Source organism: Aquitalea pelogenes, from assembly GCF_041914625.1.
Lineage (GTDB): Bacteria > Pseudomonadota > Gammaproteobacteria > Burkholderiales > Chromobacteriaceae > Aquitalea > Aquitalea pelogenes.
Genome location: NZ_JAYSDA010000007.1, coordinates 75,517 through 91,970, shown reverse-complemented (window position 1 = coordinate 91,970; position 16,454 = coordinate 75,517). Strand labels below are relative to the sequence as shown.

General features: G+C 59.2%; 16 protein-coding genes. 6 read left to right on the top strand and 10 right to left on the bottom strand.

Annotated features, from left to right (window positions below; all coding sequences use genetic code 11):
• Positions 1-124 precede the first annotated feature (124 nt).
• Positions 125-3,466 (bottom strand): DUF748 domain-containing protein, encoded by a 3,342-nt coding sequence (locus tag ACE3SE_RS07860; protein ID WP_374554462.1) that lies wholly within the window; start codon positions 3,464-3,466, stop codon positions 125-127.
• 161 nt (positions 3,467-3,627) lie between these two features.
• Between ACE3SE_RS07860 and earP the strand changes: the two genes are divergently transcribed.
• From earP to ACE3SE_RS07845, 3 genes are all read left to right on the top strand, one after another.
• A complete protein-coding gene (gene earP, locus ACE3SE_RS07855; RefSeq protein ID WP_374554460.1) occupies positions 3,628-4,785 on the top strand; it encodes an elongation factor P maturation arginine rhamnosyltransferase EarP in 1,158 nt (385 codons plus the stop codon).
• 57 nt (positions 4,786-4,842) lie between these two features.
• A complete protein-coding gene (efp, locus tag ACE3SE_RS07850) occupies positions 4,843-5,406 on the top strand; it encodes an elongation factor P (RefSeq protein ID WP_045846211.1) in 564 nt (187 codons plus the stop codon).
• Between the two features lie 103 nt (positions 5,407-5,509).
• Positions 5,510-6,052, top strand: coding sequence for a DinB family protein (locus tag ACE3SE_RS07845; protein ID WP_374554457.1), 543 nt, complete (start codon positions 5,510-5,512; stop codon positions 6,050-6,052).
• Positions 6,053-6,100: 48 nt separating this feature from the next.
• Here the strand turns inward: ACE3SE_RS07845 and zapE are convergent, their stop codons facing one another.
• Positions 6,101-7,264 carry a cell division protein ZapE gene (gene zapE, locus ACE3SE_RS07840; RefSeq protein WP_374554455.1) on the bottom strand — a complete coding sequence of 388 codons (1,164 nt, stop codon included), beginning with the start codon at positions 7,262-7,264 and terminating at the stop codon, positions 6,101-6,103.
• Between the two features lie 281 nt (positions 7,265-7,545).
• Here zapE and ACE3SE_RS07835 point away from each other — a divergent pair, with 281 nt between their 5' ends.
• The 3 genes from ACE3SE_RS07835 to ACE3SE_RS07825 all read left to right on the top strand — a co-directional run bounded on the left by ACE3SE_RS07835 (position 7,546) and on the right by ACE3SE_RS07825 (position 10,387).
• Entirely contained in the window at positions 7,546-8,286 is a 741-nt protein-coding gene (locus ACE3SE_RS07835) for an acetoacetate decarboxylase (protein ID WP_374554454.1), read from the top strand.
• A gap of 15 nt (positions 8,287-8,301) precedes the next feature.
• The gene (locus ACE3SE_RS07830; RefSeq protein ID WP_374554452.1) at positions 8,302-9,084 is read left to right on the top strand and encodes a 3-hydroxybutyrate dehydrogenase; all 783 of its coding nucleotides are present in this window, start codon (positions 8,302-8,304) and stop codon (positions 9,082-9,084) included.
• Between the two features lie 124 nt (positions 9,085-9,208).
• Positions 9,209-10,387: a DUF3734 domain-containing protein gene (locus ACE3SE_RS07825; RefSeq protein WP_374554450.1), complete on the top strand. Its 1,179-nt coding sequence runs from the start codon at positions 9,209-9,211 to the stop codon at positions 10,385-10,387.
• Positions 10,388-10,450: 63 nt separating this feature from the next.
• Here ACE3SE_RS07825 and cysM read toward each other — a convergent pair whose 3' ends face one another.
• The 8 genes from cysM to ACE3SE_RS07785 form a co-directional block, all read right to left on the bottom strand.
• Complete coding sequence (gene cysM, locus ACE3SE_RS07820) at positions 10,451-11,338, bottom strand: cysteine synthase CysM (protein ID WP_374554448.1); 888 nt, start codon at positions 11,336-11,338, stop codon at positions 10,451-10,453.
• 155 nt (positions 11,339-11,493) lie between these two features.
• Positions 11,494-12,489, bottom strand: coding sequence for an ADP-glyceromanno-heptose 6-epimerase (rfaD, locus tag ACE3SE_RS07815; RefSeq protein WP_374554446.1), 996 nt, complete (start codon positions 12,487-12,489; stop codon positions 11,494-11,496).
• A gap of 75 nt (positions 12,490-12,564) precedes the next feature.
• The gene (gene rfaE1 / locus ACE3SE_RS07810) at positions 12,565-13,527 is read right to left on the bottom strand and encodes a D-glycero-beta-D-manno-heptose-7-phosphate kinase (protein ID WP_131358752.1); all 963 of its coding nucleotides are present in this window, start codon (positions 13,525-13,527) and stop codon (positions 12,565-12,567) included.
• Between the two features lie 5 nt (positions 13,528-13,532).
• Positions 13,533-13,700, bottom strand: coding sequence for a hypothetical protein (locus ACE3SE_RS07805; protein ID WP_374554444.1), 168 nt, complete (start codon positions 13,698-13,700; stop codon positions 13,533-13,535).
• Positions 13,697-14,443, bottom strand: a complete 747-nt coding sequence (gene pyrF / locus ACE3SE_RS07800) for an orotidine-5'-phosphate decarboxylase (RefSeq protein WP_374554442.1) — start codon at positions 14,441-14,443, stop codon at positions 13,697-13,699. The genes ACE3SE_RS07805 and pyrF overlap by 4 nt, the downstream gene beginning before the upstream one ends.
• Before the next feature lie 20 nt (positions 14,444-14,463).
• The gene (gene lapB, locus ACE3SE_RS07795) at positions 14,464-15,624 is read right to left on the bottom strand and encodes a lipopolysaccharide assembly protein LapB (RefSeq protein WP_062789443.1); all 1,161 of its coding nucleotides are present in this window, start codon (positions 15,622-15,624) and stop codon (positions 14,464-14,466) included.
• Between the two features lie 77 nt (positions 15,625-15,701).
• Complete coding sequence (locus ACE3SE_RS07790; protein ID WP_062789441.1) at positions 15,702-15,995, bottom strand: LapA family protein; 294 nt, start codon at positions 15,993-15,995, stop codon at positions 15,702-15,704.
• A gap of 141 nt (positions 15,996-16,136) precedes the next feature.
• The gene (locus ACE3SE_RS07785; RefSeq protein ID WP_045846200.1) at positions 16,137-16,451 is read right to left on the bottom strand and encodes an integration host factor subunit beta; all 315 of its coding nucleotides are present in this window, start codon (positions 16,449-16,451) and stop codon (positions 16,137-16,139) included.
• Positions 16,452-16,454 lie beyond the last annotated feature (3 nt).

The following is a 16,454-nucleotide window of genomic DNA, read 5'->3' as shown; positions in this document are numbered from 1 at the left end:
GCTTGCCGATAGCGCGCCGATGGTGGGTGCTGCGAGAAACTCACAACATCTGGCAAAAGAAAACGGCGTACTACACCATATGTAGTTACGCCGTTTATTGATGGACATCAAGCCGTTTTATACGCTACTTGCTGGACAACTTGATCCCCAGCGGCACACCGTCCCGTTCGGCGCGGGTTTTGGCCGGGTCGCCAAGCGTGATGCGATCGGCCAGAGTGTTGTCATTGTGCATCATTACCTTGCGGGCATTTTCCGCCCGCTGACGTGCCAGTGCCTGCAAGGCAGCGGCATCCACTTTCTGCGCAGCCATCAGTTCGCCACGCAACAGTTTGGCCAATGCTGTACCGGATGGCCCACCCGGATTCAAAGTACGCGACATCAGCTTCAGGCGGCCCAGCTCGCGGGCGTAGACCGTCTTGATGGCGTCCAGCATGGCCGGGTCGGCCATGTCCGGCACCGGCAGCGGTTCACCCGGCAACAGGCTGCGTCCGGCGGCTTGCAGGATGGCGCTGTCCACGCGTGCCCGCGCCAGTTCCTTGCTGTCCAGCTCGGGATCATAGCTGCCGGCAAGCTGCAATTGCATCTTGGGACGCTTGCTCATCAAGCCCGCTACTTTCTCCAGTTTTTCCCGCTCCGGCGGGGCGACATTGGCTTCGCCCGGAATGAAGAACACATTGTCAAAGCCATCGCCCCCCAGCAGTGCACCCAGCGCGCGGAACGGGGCGGTAACCACCTTGGTCACCACATTCACCAGCGCCTTCCACACAATCTGGCCATAGCTGAACTGGGGGTCATCCAGGCTGCCGGATACCGGCAGGTCCAGATCGATCTTGCCGTCGCTATCCTCCAGCAAGGCCACGGCCAGCCGCAGCGGCAGGTGCGTGCCCTTGTAGTCCGGCACCTCGTCGCCCAGCTGGATGGTGTTGATCACCACCCGGTTCTGACCCTTCATCTGGCGGTGGTCCAGCAGATAATGCAGATCCACCGTCAGGCGGCCGTCATTGATGCGCCAGCCGGCAAAGGTGGTGGCATAAGGGTTGAGGTTGTTGAGCGGAATATTGCGGAAAGACAGCGTGACATCGGTATTGTCGGTTACCGCCATCCGGGCCAGCGCGCCACGCACGCGCACATCACCGTACTGATCGACATCACCATCCAGGGTAATGGTGCCAGTACGGCCCGGACGGGTGGACAGGCCCTGAATCGAACCGCGCAGATGGTGCATCTGGGTGGCAAAGTTCGGGTTCATGCTCTGGTCGGCAAACTGCACCTTGCTGCGGTTCAGGTGGATGCTGCGAATATCCACTGGCGGAATCGCACCAGCCTTCGCTGGCGTGACTGGCGTGGCCGATGGCGGATTAGCGGCAGACTTGGCGGCAAAAATGCGCTGCCAGTTGAGCTGGCGCTTGGCATCCAGAATCAGCCGGGCCGACAAGGCTTCCAGCTGGATGTCCTGCACCGCCACACTCAGCGGCAGGCTGGCATTGCCTTGCGCCTTGATGCCATTGACCTTGAGATTGTTCCAGCCCAGCAGCGGCAGTTTCTCGCCTGCTTCCATGATGGCCAGCTTGCTGATGCCGGCGGTACCCGCCACTTTCCAGCCCTGACTGGCAGACTCGACATTCAGCTCGGCATTAAGCTGACCACCGTTCATGCGCAAGGGTGTACCGGTCAGGCCATAGGGTGCAAACGGAGCCAGCGGCAGCGACTGGGCATTCACCCGGCCCTTGATGGCGGAGGTGGCCGGGTCCAGCTGCAATGCGGCAGTAAACTGGCCGGATTCCAGCTTGCCACCCACGTCCAGCGCCAATTGCTGCGCCTCTTTTGCCTCCAGCCTGGCCGTGACATCGCGCAGCGTGGCACTGACCGGCCGCGCCAGGGTCTGGTCGGTCCAGCTGATCTGGCCGTCATTCAGATTCAGCAAGGGATAGTGCAGCTGCCAGCCGGGCTGTTTTTGGTCCGCATCGGCCTTGCCTGCTGTCTTGACTTCCCTGGCGGCCTTGCTCCCCTTGCCCGGCGCAAACAGCTTCGCCAGGTTCAGCTGCCCCTGTTTGTTGCGCTCCACCGCCACACGCAGGCCCTGCAGATCCACGCTGCCCGGTTCAATCAACTGCCCCTGCTGCACAATGCGCGAAGGCTGCAACACCAGCCTGGCCAGGGCAATCTGGGCGGGCTGCGCGGCATTGCCCAGTGTGATGTCGGCCAGTTCACCCGCCAGCTTGTCCACCGCAAAACCGCGTTTAGGGTCGAGTTCAAAGCGGGCGTGCAATAGCGGCAGGCGGGCTGCCATTTGAAGCGGGGTGGCAAAACCGGCATCGCCAAAGCGGTATTGCCAGTTGGCCAGCTTGATGTCTTCCACCTTCACCTGCCACGGCGAAGGGGCTGCTTTGCTGCTTGCGGTGGATGTGGAACCCGCAGCCGGGCTGGCCGGCAGGGCTGCCAGCCAGTCCAGGCTGCCATCCGCCATGCGCTGTGCTTCCAGGCTGCCACCATCCAGCGCGATCTGTTGCAGGCTCAACTGGCTATGTTGCAGGTCAAAACGCCCCCCTTTGAGCTGCAATAAACGCAGGACAAAGCGATGCTGCGTACCCGGAGCCTGCATCTGCAAGCCCTTGAGTTCGGCGCTGAAGGGGCTGATCTGCAACTGTGGCGTCTTGCCTTTCAGGTCGAACTGATAGCTGGCCTGTACCGATAGCGTGCCTTGCGGCCGAGCAATATTGAAATGCGGTTTGACGTATTCCCAGATGCTGGCCAAGGTAAAACCGCGGATGCTGGCCTCGCCACTGGATTGCAAGGGCTGCAATTGCAGGCTGCCTTTCCAGTCCAGCTGGGTGCCGTCGCCCAACGCGGCATGCAGGCGATAGCCACCGGCTTCGGGCAAGGTGGAAAGATCGGTCAGCGCCAGATTCAGCGGTGACACCTTGAAGCTGTCAGTACCGGCCAGCTGGTCTTGGAACATGAGCTGGCCATTGCGGATGTTCAGCGCCTGCAGCAGGAATTTGGTCGGTGAGCCATCGTCTTTTTTGGGCTGGGCCGGGCCACTGGCATCACTGATGAAGCGCGCCCAGTTCCACTGCCCCTGGGCGTCACGCTGCACCCATACCTGCGGGACATCGACGCTGAATTCCGACAACTGCCAGCGCCCAAGCAGCAAGGCAGTCGGGTCCAGATTCACATAGACCCGGTCTGCGGCAAACAAGGGGCTGCCCTTGCCCTCGGCCAACTTGAGCTGGCGGATTTCCACTGCCATGCGCCAGGGATTGATCGAAACCTCTCCCAGGCTCAGTTTGCGGCCGATTCCTGCCGCCCATTTGGCCGCCTGACTCTGGACGATGCCCGGCGCAATACCCGCCAGAAACCCCCACAGCAACAGCAGCACGGCGACAATGCCGGCCAGCCAGCGCCGCCAGCGTCGGGGCGGGCGAGAAGGAGTGGATTTTCCAGTACTCTGATCAGTTGCGCTCATGACATTCTTCTTTTTGACAGCAACTTTCATTTTAACTGTTTTATCAAACAGTGTTAGTTACATGTTGTTAGCAAGCATGTACCGCAGAGAGCCCGGCATCTTCCTCACACTGTCACCTTGCCGTGCTATGCTGCGCCAGCTTTTTCCCGGATGCCTGCACCATGCCCGACTCCTCCACCCTCCGCTGGGACATTTTCTGTACCGTCATCGACAACTACGGCGACATCGGCGTTGCCTGGCGGCTGGCACGCCGACTGTCGCACGACTTTGGCTACGAGGTACGGCTGTGGGTGGACGACCTGGCCAGCTTCGGCCGCATTGCCCCGCTGCTGGAGCCGGGCCTCTCCAGCCAGGAGCTGGACGGCATCCGCATATGCCAGTGGCGCGCGGATGACGCATTTGGCGACTACCAACCGGCACAGGTGGTGATAGAAGCATTTGGCTGCCGGCTGCCCGACGCCGTGGAACAAGCCATGGCACGGGCTGACGTCAAACCGGTCTGGATCAATCTGGAATACCTGTCGGCCGAAGACTGGGTGGAAGGCTGCCATGGCATGGCCTCGCCCCACCCGCGTCTGCCGCTGACCAAGCATTTCTTCTTTCCGGGCTTTACCGATCGCACCGGCGGCCTGCTGTGCGAGGACGGTCTGATCGAAACCCGCCAGCAGTGGCAACAGGACAGTCTGGCACAGCGCGCCTTCTGGCAGATGTTCGATATCCCGGAAAAACAGCCGGAAGAATGGCGCGTCAGCCTGTTTGCCTACGAAAACCCGGCGGCCCGCGAATTGCTGGACTACTGGACGCACAGCACGCTGCCGGTGCACTGCATGGTGCCGGAAGGCAAGGTGCTGGCTGACGTGGAAGCCGTGATGGGCCAGCCGTTAAAGGCGGGCCAGCATGTCAGCCGAGGTTCACTCACCGTGCATGTACTGCCGATGACCGATCAGGACAGTTACGACCTGAGCTTGTGGTCTTGTGATGTCAACTTCGTGCGCGGCGAAGACAGCTTCGTGCGGGCGCAATGGGCCGGACGGCCTTTCATCTGGCACATCTACCCGCAAGACGACGCTGCGCACATGGTGAAGCTTGATGCCTTTTTGTCACACTATTGCGCTACGCTGGATGCAGAGACCGCCACGGCCCTGCGTGCCGTCAGCCATGCCTGGAACCACGGCCAGGGCATGGTGGCCGCCTGGCAACAACTGGAAAAACAGCTGCCGCAATGGCACCGGCACAGCCGCCACTGGCCCGACAAACTGCTGCAACACGGTGACTTGGGGATGCGGCTGGTGCAATTCATACAAAACCGGCTAAAATAGCCCGTTTTTCGGAAACCGTTTTCCGAGTTCAATCAAGAGTTTGGGACTTTACACGTAATGAAAACCGCACAAGAACTCCGCGCTGGCAACGTATTCATGGTAGGCAACGACCCGATGGTCGTGCAAAAAGCCGAATTCAGCAAATCCGGCCGTAACGCTTCCGTCGTGAAGATGAAGATGAAGAACCTGCTGACCGGTGCCGGCTCTGAAGCCGTTTACCGCGCTGACGACAAGTTCGACGTCGTGGTTCTGGACCGCAAGGATTGCACCTACTCCTACTTTGCTGACCCGATGTATGTATTCATGGACAGCGAATTCAACCAGTACGAAGTAGAAGCCGACAACCTGGGCGACACCATCAACTACATCGTTGACGGCATGGAAGATGTTTGCCAGGTAACCTTCTACGATGGCAAGGCCATCTCCGTGGAACTGCCGACCACCGTAATCCGCGAAGTGGAATACACCGAACCGGCCGTACGTGGCGACACTTCGGGCAAGGTTCTGAAGCCGGCCAAGCTGGTAGGCACCACCTTCGAAGTTCAGGTTCCGGCCTTCGTCAACACTGGCGAAAAGATCGAAATCGACACCCGCACCGGCGAATTCAAAAAGCGCGCCTGATCGCCTGTTTGAATGCTGTGCAAAAAGCGGCCTGATGGCCGCTTTTGTTTTGCCTGTCATTCCGGCAAATGCTGCGTTATCGTGCTGTTTTCAGGAGGGGACCATGAACCGACTCGAACAGCTTGCGCTGCAAGCCCGCTACAACCAGTGGATGAATGACAGGCTTTACCAGGCAGCCACCCGTTTGCCGGTGGCCGCCTTGCAGCAGGACAACGGCGCGTTTTTTGGTTCGCTGTTCGGCACGCTCAATCACATCGTGGTGGCCGATACCCTGTGGCTGCAACGCTTTGGCCAGCATCCGGCCAGTTTTGCCGCCTTGCTGCCTCTGCAGGCTATTGCGGCCCCCACCTCCCTGAACGGCCTGCTGTTTGACCAGTTGCCAGCACTGGCGGCGCGACGACAGCTGCTGGACGAAGTCATCATCCGGCTATGCAGCGAGCTTGAGGACAGCGATCTTGATCAGCCGCTGGCCTATCACAACACCCGCGGCATCGCACAGCGCAAGAATTTTAATGCCCTGCTGCTGCACTTCTTCAACCACCAGACCCATCACCGTGGCCAGGCCACCACCTTGCTGTCCCAGCTGGGCGAGGACGTCGGTGTCACCGACCTGATTGCCCTGATCGACGACATTCCGGAAGCCTGACAGCAAAACGGCCAGACAAAGTCTGGCCCTTGCACACCGGAACAAGCGTCAGATCACCACGCCCGGCGGCGGCTGGTCGTGCGTCTGGCCGGCACTCTGGTGCGGCAGTTCCAGATAACTCTTGGACTGCATCTCGGTCAGCCGGCTGGCCGTGCGGAAAAACTCGCTGGCCTGCACGCCGTCGGTGTAAATATCGTCGATTGGCACCGCAGCCGAGGCAATCAGCTTCACCCGGTTGTCGTAGAACACATCCACCAGCCAGGTAAAGCGGCGGGCAATGGAGGCATCCTTGGCCGCCAGTTTGGGAATGCCGCTGATGAACACGGTATGGAATTCGGTGGCGATTTCCAGATAGTCGGTCTGCGCACGCGGACCGTCGCAAATGGCCAGAAAGTCGAACCAGATAATGCCCGGTGCCAGTTTTTTCACCGGAATCTGCCGCCCCAGCACTTCGATTTCCTGTTTGGCAATCAATGCTTCACTGCTCAGGCGGGTGAACATGCCTTCCATGCGCGCCTCGGCAGCCGCGTCGTCCGGCACCATGAACAAGGGTTCACGTGTCAGCTCGCGCAGGCGGTAATCATTGCCACCATCCACGTTCAGTACATCCAGCTCGCGCTTGATCAGCTCGATGGTTGGCAGGAAGTTCTGCCGTTGCAGGCCATTGGGATACAAGCCGTCCGGCGGATAGTTGGAGGTGGTGACCAGCACCACGCCACGCTCGAACAAGGCACTGAGCAGGCGGCCCAGCATCATCGCATCGGCAATGTCGCTGACATGGAATTCGTCAAAACACAGCAGACGGGTCTCACGGGCAATCTTGTCGGCATAGGCCAGCAAAGGGTCTTTGCTACCGGCCAGCTCGCGCAGCTCGCGATGCACCTCGGCCATGAAATTGTGAAAATGGATACGACGCTTGCGACGGTAAGGCACGCAGGCATAGAAGGCATCCATCAAAAAGCTCTTGCCGCGCCCCACACCACCCCAGAAATACAGGCCGCGCGGCACATCCGGGCTACGCAGGCTGCGTCCGAGAAAGCGGTTGCGCTTATCCTTGAATTCCAACAGTTGATGCCACAATGCATCCAGCTGTTCGATCGCGGCAGCCTGGGCGGCATCGTGAATGAAACCGGGCTTCTCACTGGCTGCCTGATACCAGGCCTTGGGGCTGGTCAGCGCCGTTCCATCGGGAGAAAAGGTGTGCTGAGACATAGTGTGTGCTTGTGTTCTTGGCGTTATGGCGCAGGCAGCAGCCCACGCGGGATGACCATGCGGCGTGCCGGCCATCTGACAGTGAAGCCAGCATGATAACCCGATTCCACAGCAATCCGCTCATGCGCATGGCCAACACCTGCCAGTACTCGTTCCTCTGAAAAATCCAGTCTTTCTATCAGCTCTGTCATCTGGCAGACACTGCGCATCCACCCCATTCTTGCCAACGGTTCAGCTGCGAACCATGCCCTCATCCGCCCACCACCACTATGGGGACCTCAATGGAAATCGAACAGATTCGCCAGCAGGCGTTTGCCATGCCCATCAGCAGCCCGGCCTTCCCTCCTGGCCCTTATCGCTTTTACCAGCGGGAATTCTTCATCATCAGTTACCGCACCGACCCGGACAAGCTGCGTGCAGTGATTCCGGCCCCGCTGCAAATGGCCGAACCAGTGGTCAATTTCGAGTTCATCCGCATGCCGGATTCCACCGGCTTTGGTGACTACACCGAAAGCGGGCAGGTGATTCCGGTCCTGTACCAGGGCCAGCGCGGCAACTACACCCATGCCATGTATCTGAATGATCACCCACCTACGGCCGGTGGACGTGAGCTGTGGGGCTTTCCCAAGAAAATGGCCAATCCTCGCCTGAAAGTGCATACCGACACCCTGGTGGGTGAGCTGGATTACGGCCCGGTGCGTATCGCCACCGGCAGCATGGGTTACAAGCACCGGGAACTGGACCGTGATGCCATTGCCGAAAGCCTGCGCACCACACCCAACTATTTGCTGAAAATCATCCCGCATGTTGACGGCACCGCGCGCATTTGCGAGCTGGTCAGCTTCCCCATGCTGGATGTGCAAGTGCACGGTGCCTGGACTGGCCCTGCCGCACTGTCACTCTTCCCCCATGCCCTGGCCCCGGTGCATGATTTGCCGGTACTGGAGATACTGGGTGCCAAGCATTATGTTGCCGACCTGACACTGGGTCTTGGTAAAGTCGAATTTGATTATCTGGCCTGAAACAGGAGAAGTCTCATGAAGCTGCAAGGAAAAGTTGCCCTGATTACCGGTGCCGCCAGCGGTATTGGCCGTGCCATCGCCGAAACCTTCGCCCGTGAAGGGGCTGCAGTTGCCATTGCCGACATCAATCTGGCAGCGGCACAGGCCACGGCAAAGGAAATTGAAGCCGCAGGCGGCAAGGCCATAGGCGTGGCGATGGATGTCACCAATGAAGAAGCCGTCAATGCAGGCACCCAGGCGGTAGTGGATGCCTTTGGCCAGCTGGACATTCTCATTTCCAACGCCGGCATCCAGATCATCAGCCCGCTGGTGGACTTCAGCTTTGCCGACTGGAAACGCCTGCAAGCCATTCATGTGGACGGTGCCTTCCTCACCACCAAGGCCGCCCTCTCCCACATGTACAAGGACAAGCGCGGCGGCACTGTCATTTACATGGGCTCGGTGCACTCGCACGAAGGCTCCAAGCTCAAGTCGGCCTATGTCGCCGCCAAACATGCGCTGCTGGGCCTGAGCAAGGTGCTGGCCAAGGAAGGGGCGGAATACAATGTGCGCTCGCACGTCATCTGCCCCGGCTTTGTCCGTACTCCACTGGTGGAAAAGCAGATTCCGGAACAAGCCAGGACCTTGGGCATCTCCGAAGAGGAAGTCATCAAGCACGTGATGCTGGGTGACACTGTCGATGGGGTGTTCACCACGGTAGACGATATCGCGCAAACCGCGCTGTACCTGGCGGCCTTCCCCAGCGCAGCACTGACCGGCCAGTCCTTTGTGGTGAGCCACGGCTGGTACATGCAGTAAGTCCGGCCCCAGCAGCAACAAGCGCTGGGCCACATCGCCAGCCTGCACCATCCGGTGCAGGCTGGTCTTGCATTGCAGCACCACCGCCCCGGAACCGTACGCAAATCGATACAGGAGTCATGGCATGGGTGTTTCCCGCCAAGCACATCTTCCGCTTTATCGCAGTCACAGCCTGCCCCGAGGTCATCAATACCAAGTAGTGGCCTTGCTGCTGCAAGGGGGCGGCGCTCTTGGTTCTTATCAGCCCGGGGTTTACCAGGGCCTGGCAGAGGCCGACCTGCATCCCAACTGGGTTGCGGGCATTTCCATTGGCGCACTTAACGCCGCCATCATTGCCGGCAATCCGCCAGACAAACGGGTAGATCAGCTCCGGCGCTTCTGGGAAACCATCTGCCAGCCACCATTGCTGCCCTCCTCGCCACTGAGTCATCTGGATACCAGCCAATGGCCAGACCCGATGCAACACATGCTGGCCGGCTGGGAAGCCTGGCGCTCGCTGCTGGAAGGTCAGAACGGGTTTTATCGTCCGCGCCTGCCCTGGCGTTTTCACCCGAATTGCAGCCCGGCAGAGGTCAGCTTTTACGACACCAGACCGCTCAAGCAGACGCTGGAACAACTGGTGGATTTTGATCGGCTGAATGACAGCCGACAGATGCGGGTGTCAGTGGGCGCGGTCAATGTACGTTCCGGCAACTTTGTGTGCTTCGACAATACGCGGCACACGCTGCGCGCAGAACACTTCATGGCCTCGGGCGCATTGCCACCAGGATTTCCCGCGGTGGAAATCGACGGCGAGTTCTACTGGGATGGCGGCGTGGTATCCAATACTCCGCTGGGGCAGCTGTTTGATGCAGACGAGCACAGCAATATCCTGGCATTCCAGGTGGACCTGTGGAGCGCACGTGGCGATCTGCCCCACAACATGAAGGAGGTGGCCATGCGGCAGAAAGACATTCAGTACTCCAGTCGCACCCGGATGACGACCGATGTGCTGCGCCATGAACTGCACGTTCGCGAAATGCTGTCCGAGCTGATGAAGCTGGTTCCGGCCGAGCATCACGACAAAGAAATATTCCAGGCTGCGCGGCGTGCCGCCGGTAGCCAGCGGCTGAATATCATCCATCTGATCTATCAGGACAAGGTTTACGACGATCACTACAAGGACTATCAGTTTGGCATGCAAACCATGCGCCAGCACTGGCACAGCGGCTATCAGGACATCCGCAACAGCTTGCAGCGCCCTGGCTGGCTGGATATGCCGGATGCCGCCAACCCCTGCGTGACCCACGATATTCATCGCTAAACCACCACGCAGAAAAAAAGCCGTTTCCCGATGGAAACGGCTTTTCTTGTGGAGATGTTCGCCTTACAGCGGAAACAGGCCGGTCGACAGGTAGCGGTCGCCCCGATCGCAGACGATGGAAACGATGACTGCATTTTCCAGTTGCTGGTTCAGCCGCAACGCTACTGCCAGCGCCCCGCCAGAGGACGGGCCGGCCAGAATGCCTTCTTCGCGAGCCAGTCGCCGCGCGGTGTCTTCTGCCTCTTGCTGCGACACATGAATCAGCTGATCGATACGGCTGAAATCACAGATCCTGGGCAGGTATTCATCTTCCCATTTGCGGATGCCGGGAATCTGGCTGCCGGTTTCCGGCTGCACGCCGATAATCTGGATGGCCGGATTCTTTTCCTTGAGAAAGCGGCTGTTACCCATGATGGTGCCGGTGGTGCCCATGCTGGAGACAAAGTGCGTGACCTGCCCCTGGGTATCGGCCCAGATTTCCGGACCGGTGCTCTCGTAATGTGCCAGCGGGTTATCCGGATTGGCAAACTGGTCGAGGATGACGCCCAGCCCGGCACGCTGCATGCGGTGCGCCTCGTCAATGGCACCGGGCATGGAGGCTTCCTTGGACGTCAGGATGACTTCGGCACCATAGGCACGCATGGTTTGCACCCGCTCGGCACTGGAACCCTCGGGCATCAGCAGGATCATCTTGTAGCCCATCATCGCCGCGGCCATGGCAAGTGCAATACCGGTGTTGCCACTGGTCGGCTCGATCAGCGTGTCACCCGGTTTGATATCGCCGCGCGCCTCGGCCCGACGGATCATCGACAGTGCTGGCCTGTCCTTGACCGATCCGGCCGGGTTGTTGCCTTCCAGCTTGAGCAACACGATATTGCTGCTGTCACCCGGCATGCGCTTGAGCCGTACCAGCGGAGTGTGACCGACGAAATCTTCCAGATACTTGTACACAGTGGGTCTCCTTGCGAGAGCGCCATTATACGGCCTGCAGCCACCTTCCAGTCGAATCGTTATTTCTAATCAAATAACCATTTCCAGCCTGCTCGCAGCGGGCATGAAAAAACCGCCAGCGCATGGCATGGCGGTTTTGGCAGGGTGAACAAGCCTTAGCGGCTGATCAGCCAGTCTACGTAACGATCAACGCCCTGCTCTACCGTCAGCATGGGCGCGCTGTAACCGGCATCGCGCAGCTTGCCGATATCGGCCTGGGTAAAGCTCTGGTATTTGCCCTTCAGTGCTTCCGGGAAGTCGATGTACTCGATGATGCCCTGGGCTACCAGTTCGTCCAGGCTCAGTGCCGGCTTGCCTTCGTGGCGACGGCAGGCATTGACGGTGGACACCGCAACGTCATTGAACGGTTGGGCGCGACCGGAACCCAGGTTGAAGATACCGCTCTTGCCCGGATTGTCCAGGAAATACAGGTTGACCTTGACCACATCTTCCACCGAAACAAAGTCCCGGCTTTGCATGCCATTGCCCCAGCCGTCATTGCTGCCGAACAGCTTGACCTTGCCGTGTTCGCGGTACTGGTTGAAGTTGTGGAAGGCTACCGAGGCCATGCGTCCCTTGTGCTGCTCTTGCGGGCCGTAGACATTGAAATAGCGGAATCCCACCGCCTGGGCCGACAGGCCTTCTTTCATGCGCTGGCGCAGCACCTGGTCGAACAGGAACTTGGAATAGCCGTAGACATTGAGCGGGCCTTCGTACTGGCGCTCTTCCTTGAAGATGGTGCCCTTGCCATAGGTGGCCGCACTGGAGGCAAACAGGAACTGGATTTCCTCGTGCTGGCAGTAATCGAACAAGGCCAGCGTGTACTGATAGTTGTTTTCCATCATGTACTTGCCGTCGTGATTCATGGTGTCGGAACAGGCCCCCTGATGCAGGATGGCGCTGATCTCGCCCTCGTACTCGCCTTCCAGCAGCAGATTCAGGAAATCATGCTTGTCCAGGTAATGGGAGATTTCGCAGTCCACCAGGTTGCGGAACTTGTCGCCCGACGTGAGATTGTCTACCGCAATGATGTCGGTAATGCCACGCGCATTCAGCGCCTTGACGATATTGGAACCAATAAAGCCGGCTGCGCCGGTCACCACGATAGTCATGATTCATCCTTTTTCTGTTTGCAGCCGGCAGGGATCACTCCTGTCATCCGGCTGCATGATGCGGTGTCGTGCCAATCAGCTGGCAAACAGCTCCTGCTGGGTACAAACGGCGGTACCCAGCTTGCCCACCACGATGCCGGCAGCGGCATTGGCCAGGCTCATGGCGGTCGGCAGGGGCAGACCGGCGGCCATGGCCAGGCCCAGGGTGCCGATGACCGTATCGCCGGCACCGGAGACATCGAATACTTCGCGGGCGAAGGTAGGCTGGTGCAAGGCGCCATCAGCGCGGAACAAAGTCATGCCTTCTTCGCTGCGGGTCACCAGCAGTGCATCCAGCTGCAGCTGGCTGCGTAGTGCCTGCGCCTTGGCAATCAGCTGCTCTTCGTTCTGCCAGCTGCCTGCCACTTCCTTGAACTCGCTGCGATTGGGAGTCAGCAAGGTAGCACCGGCATACTTGGCATAGTCATCGCCCTTGGGGTCGATCAGCACGGGTTTGCCGGCAGCACGTGCCAGTTCGATCATGCGCGCCACATGGGTGAGGCCACCCTTGCCGTAATCGGACAGGATAACCACGTCGTGGCTGGCCAGTACCGATTGGTATTGTTCCAGCTTGTCAGCCAGGATTTCATGGCTGGGTGCATCTTCAAAATCCAGCCGGATCAACTGCTGCTGGCGCGCCACCACCCGTAGCTTGATGGTGGTGGAGATGGCCGCATCCCGTTTGAACAGCGTGGTTATGCCATCGTCCTTCATCAGCCGTTCCAGTGCAGTAGCCGCCTCGTCATCGCCAACCACGGACAAAATGGAAGCCTTGCCGCCCAGGCTGGCGATATTGCGCGCCACATTGGCAGCGCCACCGGCACGCTCTTCCATGCGGCCGATACGCGCCACCGGCACCGGCGCTTCCGGTGAAATGCGTGACACATCGCCAAACCAGTAACGGTCCAGCATCACGTCCCCCACCACCAATACGCGGGCACCAGCAAGGTCAGCAGCCAGCTTGCTGCGATCCAGTCCAAGTTGTTGCAACAGATTCATGCTCTTCAGCGTCCTATCGCCTGATAGTCGAAGCCCAGCTCGCGCAGCCAGGCGGGGTCATACATATTGCAGCCAGCCAGAATCACCGGCGCTTGCGGCGGATTACCGATTCCAGCCAGCCAGGCAGTGTTAACCAGGCCAAGATAGCCGGAGCCAACAACGGTCATTTTCATGACAGCGTAGCCCGGTAGTTAGCGATATCGGCATTGATCTTGCGCAGTACTTCCAGCGGCGCATCCGCACGGGTGATCGGGCGGCCGATCACCAGATAATCAGCCCCGGCCTGCAAGGCGGCTACCGGCGTCATCACCCGGCGCTGGTCATCAGCGGCGCTGTCGGCCAGACGGATGCCCGGGGTGATCAGCTTGAAGTCCTGCCCCAGTGCCGACTTGAGCATGGGCGCTTCCTGTGCCGAGCACACCACACCATCCAGACCACAATCACGGGTCAGCGTAGCCAGACGCAATACGTGCTCCTGCGGCGAAGCGGTGATGCCGATATCCACCAGATCAGCTGCTTCCATGCTGGTCAGCACCGTCACTGCAATCAGCAGGGGACGCTGGCTGTAATGGGCCAGCCCTTCACGGGCGGCTTCCATCATGCGGCGACCGCCGGAGGCATGCACATTCACCATCCAGACACCGGCATCCGCCGCCACTTTGCAAGCGTGCGCCACGGTATTGGGAATGTCGTGGAATTTCAAATCAAGAAATACCTGGAAACCACGGGCAGCCAGGCTTTCCACCAGATTGCGGCCCGAAGCAGTAAACAGCTCCTTGCCTACTTTGAGCCTGCATTGCTGCGGGTCCAGACGGGCTGCAAATTCAAGGGCCGACGGCGCATCGGCAAAATCCAGCGCCACTACCACAGGAGATGCCGGTTCCAGATCCATACCGGCGGCAATTAGCGGATTCATTCTTTCTCCTGAATATTTTCTCAATGGGTTTCCGAGCGGTTGGGCGTGAAGCTTTCCCACTCGCCGCAGGCGGGGCAATGCCAGAAGAAGGCCCGCGAGCGGAAATTGCAACATTTGCAGCGGTGTACGGTCAGCCGCGCTGCATGCTTCTGAATCAGGGCACGCGCCACTTCAGCGTCCATGCGCCCCTCTGGTGACAGCTCGTCCATCTGTGCTTCGATCAAGCGATAGACACCCATCAGGCTGGGGCGGGCATGCACGGCCTGGCGTGCCACTTCCAGCGCGCGCTCTTCACCTTCGTAGGCCGACAGTTTCTGGTACAGCAAGTCGGTCATTTCCAGTTGCGGGAAGGTTTTCTGGTAACCCTGCAACAGCGCTATGCCTTCCTGCGGCTTGTCCAGCTTTTCATAAGCGTCAAACAGACGCTCTGCCGCCATCGACAAGTATTCCGCATTCTGTTTTTCAATATGTTGCCATGCCGCAATCGCAGCTTCGATTTTGCCTTCGGCAAACTCGATATCGCCCAGGATCAGACTGGCGCGCACACATTTGCGATTGACCTGCATGGCCTCGGCCACCAGTTCACGGGCGGCAAGGTAATTGGAGCGGTACAACTCGCCCTGTGCCAACTCACAATAAAACTGCGCCACTTCATGCTGGAAGGAATGTGCATCGCTGCGTAGTTCCCTGGCGGTTTCAATCGCCTTGTACCAGTCCCTGTCCTGTTGGTAGATATCCAGCAGTTGACGGCGTGCCGCCAGGGTCATATTGCCGTTCAACAGTTTCAGCAAGATTTCTTCGGCCCGGTCCACAAGGCCGGCCTTGCGAAAATCCTGCGCCAGTTCGTTACGCACGATGTCGCGCTGTTCGGCGGGCAGATCAGACGACTCCAGCATGCGCTGGTGCAAGCGGATGGCACGGTCGTTTTCACCACGCTTGCGGTACAGCTTGCCCAGGGTAAGTTGTAATTCGGGGGCAGAGCCTTGCTGCCGGGACACCTCGGCCAAAGACTGTGCTGCAATATCGGTCTTGTCATCCACCAGGGCATCCAGACCACGGAAAAAGCCGGTAGGGACCGACTTTGCCTGTTTCAATACGGTGCGCATATCCACCCGTGCTGCCAGCCAGCCCAGCCCGAAAAATGCCGGGAGCAGCAACAGCCACCACAGATCCAGTTCCAAAGAAAGCTTCCTTCAACAGGGGTAAGATTCTGCGCCGCGTGCCATGCGCACCGCGGCGTCAGTAGAGGCAGGCCTAATCAATCAGCCAGGGCATCGCTGGGATCAACTGCAACCTTGCTGGAAGGGGGGCGACTGCGCAGCTCTTTCTTGAGCAAGGAAAGCTCTTTGCGCATGCGCAGATAATAGGAAAATGTGGCCAGCAAACCGACAGCTGCACCGGCAATAAAGAACACCAGCAGGAACACGATAAGCGGTGCCGACCAGGATTGGCCGAAAAACAGCTTGAATTCGACCATGTGGCTGTTCTGCACGGTGACGGCAATCAGAAAAACCAGCAGGGCCAATTCGATGATACGCACGATGTAGCGCATGCTTTTTACTCGGAAGGGGTGACCGGAGTGCAAGTTTAAACGATAGTGTGCTGCAACCCAAGCAAGAGGATGGTCAAACAAAGAAAAAGCGCCGCAGAAGCGGCGCTTTGTTTCGGCTTGCGAGACCAGCGGTCATGGCGTTCAGGCCTGGGTCTGCTCCAGAAGGGACAGATCTACCCGTTCACGCAATTCCTTGCCGGCCTTGAAATGCGGCACATATTTCTCAGGAACCGAGACACTGCTACCTGATTTCGGGTTCCGCCCTACGCGGGGCGGACGGTAGTTCAGGTCGAAGCTACCAAAGCCACGGATTTCAATACGGCTACCCTGTGCCAGGTTGCTGGCCATCGCATCCAGAATGGTTTTGACGGCCAGCTCAGCATCTTTGTAGACCAACTGAGAATTGCGCTCGGCAAGACGTTCTGCCAGCCGCGCGATCAGCTCAGACTTGGTCATGAT